8 protein-coding genes and 1 pseudogene are annotated in these 7,729 nt (G+C 75.6%); 4 read left to right on the plus strand and 5 right to left on the minus strand.

What is annotated here, in order from left to right:
• From E1300_RS45485 to E1300_RS45495, 3 genes and pseudogenes are all read right to left on the minus strand, one after another.
• Nucleotides 1-327: pseudogene (locus tag E1300_RS45485) on the minus strand (hypothetical protein); the annotation flags it as partial.
• Nucleotides 328-446: 119 nt separating this feature from the next.
• Nucleotides 447-1,085 carry a LuxR C-terminal-related transcriptional regulator gene (locus E1300_RS45490; protein ID WP_131763482.1) on the minus strand — a complete coding sequence of 213 codons (639 nt, stop codon included), beginning with the start codon at nt 1,083-1,085 and terminating at the stop codon, nt 447-449.
• On the minus strand, nt 1,073-2,308 hold the full coding sequence (locus E1300_RS45495) for a sensor histidine kinase (protein WP_131763483.1): 1,236 nt from the start codon (nt 2,306-2,308) through the stop codon (nt 1,073-1,075). Before E1300_RS45495 ends, E1300_RS45490 begins: the two co-directional genes overlap by 13 nt.
• Nucleotides 2,309-2,482: 174 nt before the next feature.
• On the opposite strand from E1300_RS45495, the gene E1300_RS45500 reads away from it, so the two are divergent.
• From E1300_RS45500 to E1300_RS50910, 3 genes are read left to right on the plus strand one after another with little or no spacing between them, the layout of a single operon-like run.
• Nucleotides 2,483-3,214 carry an ABC transporter ATP-binding protein gene (locus tag E1300_RS45500; protein WP_165503293.1) on the plus strand — a complete coding sequence of 244 codons (732 nt, stop codon included), beginning with the start codon at nt 2,483-2,485 and terminating at the stop codon, nt 3,212-3,214.
• Nucleotides 3,211-5,670, plus strand: coding sequence for an ABC transporter permease (locus E1300_RS45505; protein ID WP_131763484.1), 2,460 nt, complete (start codon nt 3,211-3,213; stop codon nt 5,668-5,670). Before E1300_RS45500 ends, E1300_RS45505 begins: the two co-directional genes overlap by 4 nt.
• Before the next feature lie 12 nt (nt 5,671-5,682).
• A complete protein-coding gene (locus E1300_RS50910) occupies nt 5,683-5,853 on the plus strand; it encodes a hypothetical protein (protein WP_165503294.1) in 171 nt (56 codons plus the stop codon).
• On the opposite strand, the gene E1300_RS45510 is transcribed toward E1300_RS50910, so the two are convergent.
• Both E1300_RS45510 and E1300_RS45515 read right to left on the minus strand, forming a co-directional pair.
• Nucleotides 5,828-6,445 carry a DedA family protein gene (locus tag E1300_RS45510; RefSeq protein WP_131763485.1) on the minus strand — a complete coding sequence of 206 codons (618 nt, stop codon included), beginning with the start codon at nt 6,443-6,445 and terminating at the stop codon, nt 5,828-5,830. The two genes, E1300_RS50910 and E1300_RS45510, sit on opposite strands and share 26 nt — an antisense overlap.
• Before the next feature lie 115 nt (nt 6,446-6,560).
• Nucleotides 6,561-7,163 carry a TetR/AcrR family transcriptional regulator gene (locus E1300_RS45515; RefSeq protein ID WP_131763486.1) on the minus strand — a complete coding sequence of 201 codons (603 nt, stop codon included), beginning with the start codon at nt 7,161-7,163 and terminating at the stop codon, nt 6,561-6,563.
• A 79-nt stretch (nt 7,164-7,242) separates the two neighbouring features.
• Between E1300_RS45515 and E1300_RS45520 the strand changes: the two genes are divergently transcribed.
• Nucleotides 7,243-7,729: MFS transporter (locus E1300_RS45520; protein WP_207400354.1), on the plus strand; the 487-nt coding region annotated here is incomplete at its 3' end.

Here is a 7,729-nt window from a genome sequence, read left to right on the forward strand (position 1 = left end):
CACCAGCCGCAGCGCGGCCCCGGGGACGGGGTGGAAGCACCTGAGCCAGGCGTCGGCGGCGGTGTCCCGGCCGGTCGCGACGGCACTCGGGACGCCTGCACCCGTGCCCGGCGCGCCTGCGACCGGGCTCGATACGCCCGCGATCGGGGCCGGCACGGTGCCGGGGGCCGCGCCGGGGGGCGTGCTGGCGATCGGGCCGGTTCCGGGGGGCGGCGGGCCGTCCTCGTCGATCGGGGCGGCGGGCTTCGGCGGCAGCGCCGCCCGGGCGTCGTCCGCCTCCGAGACGGCGGCGGGCCGCCCGTCCGTGCCGGCCTGATCTTCGTTCACGGGGAGCATCCTAGTTACAAAGCCCTCTACCGCCACCCATCACAACGAACTAGGTGTATACGGACGAATCACGTCCCATTCCGGCCGCACGCCGCTGTTCCGGAGGCCGCCGGGCCGGGTCAGGAGTTGAGGTAGGCGAGGACGGCGAGGACGCGGCGGTGGCCGCTGTCGCTCGGCGGCAGGCCGAGCTTCGCGAAGACCGCGCCGATGTGCTTGCTGACCGAGCGCTCGGTGATGACGAGCGTGGCGGCGATCGTGGTGTTGTCGAGGCCCTGCGCCATCAGGCCGAGCACCTCGCGTTCGCGGGCGGTGAGCGCCTGGAGGGGGTCGTGGCGGGACGTCATGAGCTGGGACACGACCTCGGGGTCCAGGGCGGTGCCGCCCTCGGCGACCCGCCGCAGCGCGTCGAGGAACTCGTCCACCCGGCTGACCCGGTCCTTGAGCAGGTAGCCGATGCCCTCGGCGCCGCCGGCGAGCAGCTCGGCGGCGTAGGTCTCCTCCACGTACTGCGACAGCACCAGCAGCGGCAGGCCCGGCAGCGCCTTGCGGGCCTCGATCGCGGCGCGCAGCCCCTCGTCGCGGAACCCGGGCGGCAGCCGGACGTCGAGGACGGCGGCGTCCGGGCGGTGCTCCAGCAGGGCCGGCAGGATCTCCGGGCCGCTGCCGGCGACGGCGACGACCTCGTGCCCGTCGCTCGTCAGCAGCAGCACGAGGCCCTCGCGCAGCAGGACGTTGTCCTCGGCGATCACGATCCGCACGGCAGGTCGACCTCCAGCACCGTCCCGGCGCCGGCGGGACTGTCGATGCGGGTGGAGCCGTCCAGCGCGGCCACCCGCCGGCGGATGCCCGCGAGGCCGCTGCCGCGCCCGTCGTCCGCTCCGCCCTTCCCATCATCCCGCACGGTGATCCGCAGCAGGGGACCTTCGCGGCGGACGGTGACGGATCCGTGTCCGGCGCCGCTGTGCTTGGCGATGTTGGTCAGGGCCTCGGCGACGACGAAGTAGGCGGCGGCCTCGACCGCCGCGGGGGCCCGGCCCGCGTCGACGCTGATCTCGATGGGGATCGGCTGCCCGGCGGCGAGCGCGGTCAGCGCTCCGGCGAGCCCCCGGTCGGACAGGATCGGCGGGTAGATCCCGCGGATCACCGTCCGGAGCTGGGCGAGGGCCTCCTCCACGCCCTCCCGGGCGTCCAGGAACAGGGCGCGGGCGGCGGCGGGGTCGGTGTCGAAGCGGCGGTCGGCGAGCCCGAGGCGCAGCGCGGCGGCGACGAGCTGCGCCTGGGTGCCGTCGTGCAGGTCCCGCTCGATCCGGCGGAGCTCGGCGCCGTGCGCCTCCAGGGCCCCGGCGCGGGTCTCGGCGAGCTCCTCGACGCGCTCGGCGAGGCTCGTGCGGCGCGTCGGCCGCAGCAGCACCTCGGCGAGCCGGGCCTGCCAGCGCGCGAGCCGCGGCACCAGCCACACGAGGATGAACAGGTCGAGGGCGCCCTGGAGGAACGGCATCGTCAGCGCCTTGGGCCAGCTGTCCAGGGTGATGAACGCCGACTGCGAGCCCTCGGGCGCCGCCCACCACCACAGCGGCAGCGAGAGCGTGAAGGGGATCGCGGGCCACACCGCGACCGCGACCGCCGCCGCGGTGAGGCCGGTCAGCCCGTGCGCGGCCATCCAGGCGGCGTCCCGCCAGAAGACGGGGGACCGCACGAGCGCCAGGCCCTGCCGGAGCCCGGTGCCGCCCGGCCGGTACGGCGCGGGGATCTCGCGGCCGAGCAGCGCCCCGGCGCGGCGCCGCTCGGCGTCGGCGAGCGCGCGCAGCGGCTTCACCGCCTCCGGCAGCCACGGCAGCGCGGGGACGATTAGCACCAGCAGCGCGGCGAGCGGCGCGAGGCCGAGCATCGCGGGCACCGCCGTGCGGAGCGCGGAGACGAGCCGCACGGTCGCGCCGGCGCTCCGGCGCAGGGTGCGGTCAAGGGTCGCTTCGACGTTCATGGTCACCTCGTCGCCACCGTAGGGGACGGGCTCCGACCTGCGCATCCGTGCCTGCACCCCGGCCGGTGGTGTAGCCCGCTACACCACCGATTCGGGAGCGCGCGCCCATGTGCCGCCGCCCCTCCGAAACCTAGATTCCATGGCGTGCGAGCAGCTATTTCACCGGAGGAGACGATGACGACGATGCTGGCCGAGACGTCCGCGCAGACGGTGTCGATGGAGGCGGTCACCAAGACCTATGGGGACGTGCGAGCCCTGGACGGCATCACCTGGACTTTCCCGCGCGGCGGGTTCACCGCTGTGATGGGGCCGTCCGGGTCGGGCAAGAGCACGTTCCTGCATTGCGCGTCCGGGCTGGACCGCCCGAGCTCGGGGACCGTCCGGATCGGCGGGGTGGACATCGGCCGGCTGAGCGAGGCCAAGCGGACCCGCCTGCGGCGCGAGCGGATCGGGTTCGTCTTCCAGTCCTTCAACCTCGTGCCGTCGATGGACGTCGAGCAGAACATCCTGCTTCCCCTCCAGCTCGGCGGCATGAAGCCCGACCGGGCCTGGCTGGACGAGGTGGTCCGCCGGGTCGGGCTGGCGGACCGCGTCCGGCACCGTCCGGCGGAGCTGTCGGGCGGGCAGCAGCAGCGCGTGGCGCTGGCCCGCGCGCTGGTGACCCGGCCCGACGTCGTCTTCGCGGACGAGCCGACCGGCGCCCTCGACCCGCGCACGGCCCGGGAGGTCATGGCGCTGCTGCGGGAGGTCGTGGACATGACCGGCCAGACGCTCGTCCTCGTGACGCACGACCCGGCCGCGGCGGCCTGGGCCGACTCGGTCCTGTTCCTCAGCCGGGGCCGGATCGTCGACGAGCTGGCCGCGCCGTCCCCCGCCGCCATCGCGAACCGGTGGGAGTCGCTGTGAGCGGGCCGTCCGGCGCCAACAAGGGCGCGTTCGCCGGGGTGTTCACGGCGCTGCTGTTCGCCGCCGCGCTCGTCGGGGCGTGCGGGACGCTCGTCGAGTCGGCGTGGCGGGCCCACGCCCCGGTCGAGCGGTACGGAGCGGCCACCGCCGTCGTGACCGGCCCGCAGAGCGTCACGGACCGGCTGCGGCGGGTCGGCGACGACCCGGAGAAGCAGAGCCGCCCGCTGACGGAGCGGTCCCGCGTCCAGGTCGCCGCGGCGCAGCGGCTCCGCACCGTTCACGGCGTCCGCGCGGTGGTCGCGGACGTGTCCTTCCCCGTCCTGACCTCCACGGGACGGACGATGACCGGCCACGGCTGGGACTCGGCCGCCCTCCGCCCCTACAAACTGTCCACCGGACGGGCACCGCAGGCCGCGGACGAGGTCGTGGTGAGCGGCTCGGCGGGCGTGCGTCCCGGCCAGGTCGTCCAGATGCAGGTCAGCGAAAAGCCGCGCCCCTACCGGGTGACCGGGCTGGTCGCCTCCGGACCGGCCGCCGCCTTCTTCACCACCGCGACGGCGAACGCGCTCTACGGCCACCCCGGCCAGGCCGACGCCCTCGCCGTGCTCGCGGACGGTTCCGTGGACGACGGCGCCCTGAAGACGGCGCTCCGCGCGGCGGCGCCCGGCCTCACCATCGCCACCGGACGGGCCCGCGGCGACGCCGAGGACCTGTCCGTGGCCGCCGTCCGCCCGGACATCCTGGAGATCGGCGCCTCGCTCGGCGGCGTCGCCGTCATGACCGCGCTGGTCGTCGTCGGCGGGCTGATCGCGCTGTCGGTCCGGGAGCGGGCCCGCGAGTTCGCGCTGCTGCGCGCGGTCGGCGCCACCCCCTGGCAGGTGCGGTGGCAGATCATGCGCGAGACGCTGGCCGTCGGGGCGCCCGCCGCGCTGCTCGGCGGCGTGCTGTCGCTCGGCGTCGGCGCCGGGATGCACCGCGCCATGGTCCGCAAGGGCGTGCTGCCGGACGGTTTCGGGCTGTCGCTGAGCCCGCTCCCCGTGCTCGCCGCGTTCGCCGCGACGCTGCTCACCGCCGTCCTGACCGCGCTGATCGCGTGCCTGCGGGCCTCCCGGATCCGTCCGGTCGAGGCGCTCGGCGAGGCCGCGAACGAGAAGGCGGGCCTGCCCCGCTGGCGCCGCGTCACCGGGATCGTGTTCCTCGTCCTCGGGCTGAACGCGCTCGGCGCGTCCACCGCGACCTCGGGACCGACCGCGGCTGCCGCCATCGGCGGGCTGGTCATGTGCCTGATCGTCGCGACCGCGCTGCTGGGCCCGCTGCTCGCGGGCCTCGGCAACCGGGTCCTCGGCCGCGCCGCCGCGACGGTCGCGCCCGTCGCCGGGCGGATGGCCCAGCAGGCCAGCGCGGCCGCCGCCGTCCGCGCCGGCTCCGTCATCACGCCCGTCGCCCTCGCCGTCGCGTTCGCCGGGACGCAGCTGTTCGCGCAGCCCACCGTCGCGCACGCGACGACGCAGCAGGCGGCGGCCGGGATCCGCGCCGACCAGGTCCTGATGTCCGCCGGGCCGGGGATCCCGTCCGGCGCCGCGGACGCCGCGCGCCGCGTCCCCGGCATCGCGGCGGCGACGCCGGTCAAGAACACCACCGTCGTCATGGCGGTCAAGGAGCTGGGCGAGAAGAACCTGCGCTCGCTGCCCGCCCGCGGCGTCGGCGCGGACGCCGGCGCGGTCATCGACCCGCGCGTGCGCTCCGGCCGCCTCGCCGACCTGCGCGGACCGTCCGTGGCGCTCAGCCGGGACGTGGCCGCCGGGCTCAAGGTCGGCTCCGTCGCGCCGATGTGGCTCGGCGACGGCACCCGCGCCGACCTCCGCGTCGTCGCCGTCTACGACCGGGGCCTGGGTTTCGGCGACGTGCTACTGCCGCACGACCTCGCGCTCGCGCACTCCAGCACACAGCTCGACGACCAGGTCCTCGTTCGCGGCAAGGCCGACCTCCGTCCCGCCCTCACCGGATACGCAGGCGTGCAGGCGGTGGACCGGGGAGCCCTCGACGCGACCCTGTCCCAGCAGCTCAAGCTCCAGGGCTTCGTCAACTACGTGGTCGTGGTCGCGATCGCCGGGTTCATCGTCATCGGCCTCGTCACCACCCTGGCCCTCGCCACCGCCGCGCGCCGCCGCGAGCTCACACTGCTCCGGCTGGTCGGCGCGACCCGCCGCCAGGTGCTCCGGATGCTGCGCCTGGAAGCGGTCATCGTCCTCGGCACCGGCATCGCGGCCGGCGGGCTCATCGCCGCCGTGACGCTCATGGCGTTCGCGTTCGCCGTCACCGGGCTCCCGCTGCCCTCGGTCTCGCTCACGTCCTCGGGCCTGGTGCTCCTCGCCGTGGGCGGCTCCGGCGCCGCCGCCATCCTCGTCCCGGCGCGGGCCATCCTGCGCCGCCACGCGTCCCCGAAGATCTCCTGAAAGGTGACGACCATGCAGAACACCCTGCGCTGGACCGTGCTCGCCGCGGCCATCGCCGTCAACGCCGTCGGCAACGTCGTCCTGAACGGCACCTGGCTCGGCATCCTCGTCAGCTCCCTCGCGGGCGCGGTCGTCCTCGCCGTCGTGGCGGACTACGTCATCCGCGGCCGCCGCCGGACCTGAACCGCTGCCACAGGTGACGGCCGCCCTCCACGACCACCGTGAGGGCGGCGGCGACCCCGAAACCGAGCAGCAGCCCCTTGACCGGGTCGTCCTGGAACGCCGCGCCGCCCAGGTACCCGATCAGCGCGGAGTAGGACGCCCACAGGACGGCGGCCACGGCGTCGTAGGCGGAGAAGGAGCGCAGCGGATGCTCCACCGCCCCCATGACGAGCGTGGCCGCCGTCCGTCCGCCGGGGATGTACCGGGCGATGATCAGCACGAGCCCGCCGCGCTTCGCGAGGATCCGCCCCGCCTGGTCGTAGGCGGCCCGCCGCCGGGTCCCGGGCCGCAGCCACCGCTCCAGCCGGTCGCCCGCCAGCCGTCCGATGCCGTAGGACACGTGGTCGCCGCAGAACGCGCCCACCGCCGCCGCCGCGATCACCAGGACGAGGAACGGCCTCCCGTGCGCCGCGAACACGCCCGCCGTGACGACGAGCGTCTCGCTCGGGACGACCGGGACGAACGCGTCGAGCATCGCGAGCCCGAACAGCGCCGCGTAGATCCACGGCGACGACATCGACCCGCGCAGCGCGTCCAGGATGGCGTCGCTCACGACCGGCCCACGTCCCCGCCACCGCGCAGCAACCCCATACGACGATCTTAGAAACCGCAGGTCGCCGCCTCCGAGCCGCCCCGCCGCACGCCCCTCGGCGGCCGGGTGGCCGTCCTCAGGACGGCCGGGGCGCCGCCGGATCGCGGGCGGGCAGGCCGCGCAGCAGCGCGTCCAGGAACAGGTCGAAGCGGGGATCGGCGTCCCCGAGCTCCATCGCGCCCTCGCGCACCGCGAGCCAGCTCACCAGCGACGTGCCGAAGATGTACCAGCTCTGCTCCGCCAGCTCGGGCGAGGCGCCGGCGCACGCGAAGGCCCGGACGACGCCGGCGCGGAGCCGCCCGAACGCCGCCGGGCTGTGCCGGTGCGGCCTCGCGGTGCGCGTCGCGTAGCCGGGGACGGCGAGGAACTCGTCGTGCATCGCCCAGGCGAGCCGCCGCAGCCAGGACTCCCAGCCGTCCGGGCGGGGCTCGTCCGCGGGCAGGATCCGGTCGACGAGGACCTCGCCGACCATGTCCATCAGCTCGTCGCGGTCGGCGATCCACCGGTACAGCGCGCCGTGCGTGACGCCGAGGCGCGTCGCGAGCTCCCGGACCGTGAGCGTCTCCAGGTTCGACTCCAGCGCCGCGGCGACGATCCGCTCGCGGCTCAGCCGCGCGGGCCGCCCGCGCCCCGGCCGCGACGCCGGACCACCGGCGTCCTGCGAGGTGGAGGCGGCCATGGCGGCGATTCTACGGCGTGCCGCGACGAACGCGGGACTTAGTGACCAATGGTCACTATTTAGGTTAGGCTCCCCTTCCATGAACGCGGAACCCCATCCCCCCGGCCCTCGTCCCGACATCCCTCCCGGCGCGCCCCCGGGTGGCGCGCGCGTCCTGGCCGTGGCCTGCGTCGGCGTGTTCATGATCATCCTGGACGCGACGATCGTCTCCGTGGCCCTGCCGGACATCGGCGCCGACCTCGGCTTCGCACCCGGCGCCCTCGCCTGGGTCGTCAACGCCTACACGCTGGCCTTCGCCGGGACCCTGCTGCTCGCGGGCCGCCTGGTCGCCGACCACGGCACCCGTGCGACGTTCGCGGCGGGCCTGTGCGTCTTCGGCGCGGCCAGCCTGGCCTGCGGACTCGCGCCCGCGGCCTGGGTCCTCGTCGCCGCCCGCGCCGCGCAGGGCCTCGGCGGCGCGGTCGTCATGCCCGCGACGCTGACCATGGTCACCGCCGCCCACCCCGAGCCCGCCGCCCGCGGCCGGGCTCACGCACGCCATCAGCACGGTGCCGCAGGTGTCCACC

It is taken from the genome of Actinomadura fibrosa (assembly GCF_900659615.1).
Classification (GTDB): Bacteria; Actinomycetota; Actinomycetes; order Streptosporangiales; family Streptosporangiaceae; genus Spirillospora; species Spirillospora fibrosa.

Coding starts and splice junctions, on each gene's coding strand:
- E1300_RS45495 (WP_131763483.1), bottom strand. CDS start 2,308: ATGAACGTCGAAGCGACCCTTGACCGCACCCTGCGCCGGAGCGCCGGC.
- E1300_RS45500 (WP_165503293.1), top strand. CDS start 2,483: ATGACGACGATGCTGGCCGAGACGTCCGCGCAGACGGTGTCGATGGAG.
- E1300_RS50910 (WP_165503294.1), top strand. CDS start 5,683: ATGCAGAACACCCTGCGCTGGACCGTGCTCGCCGCGGCCATCGCCGTC.
- E1300_RS45515 (WP_131763486.1), bottom strand. CDS start 7,163: ATGGCCGCCTCCACCTCGCAGGACGCCGGTGGTCCGGCGTCGCGGCCG.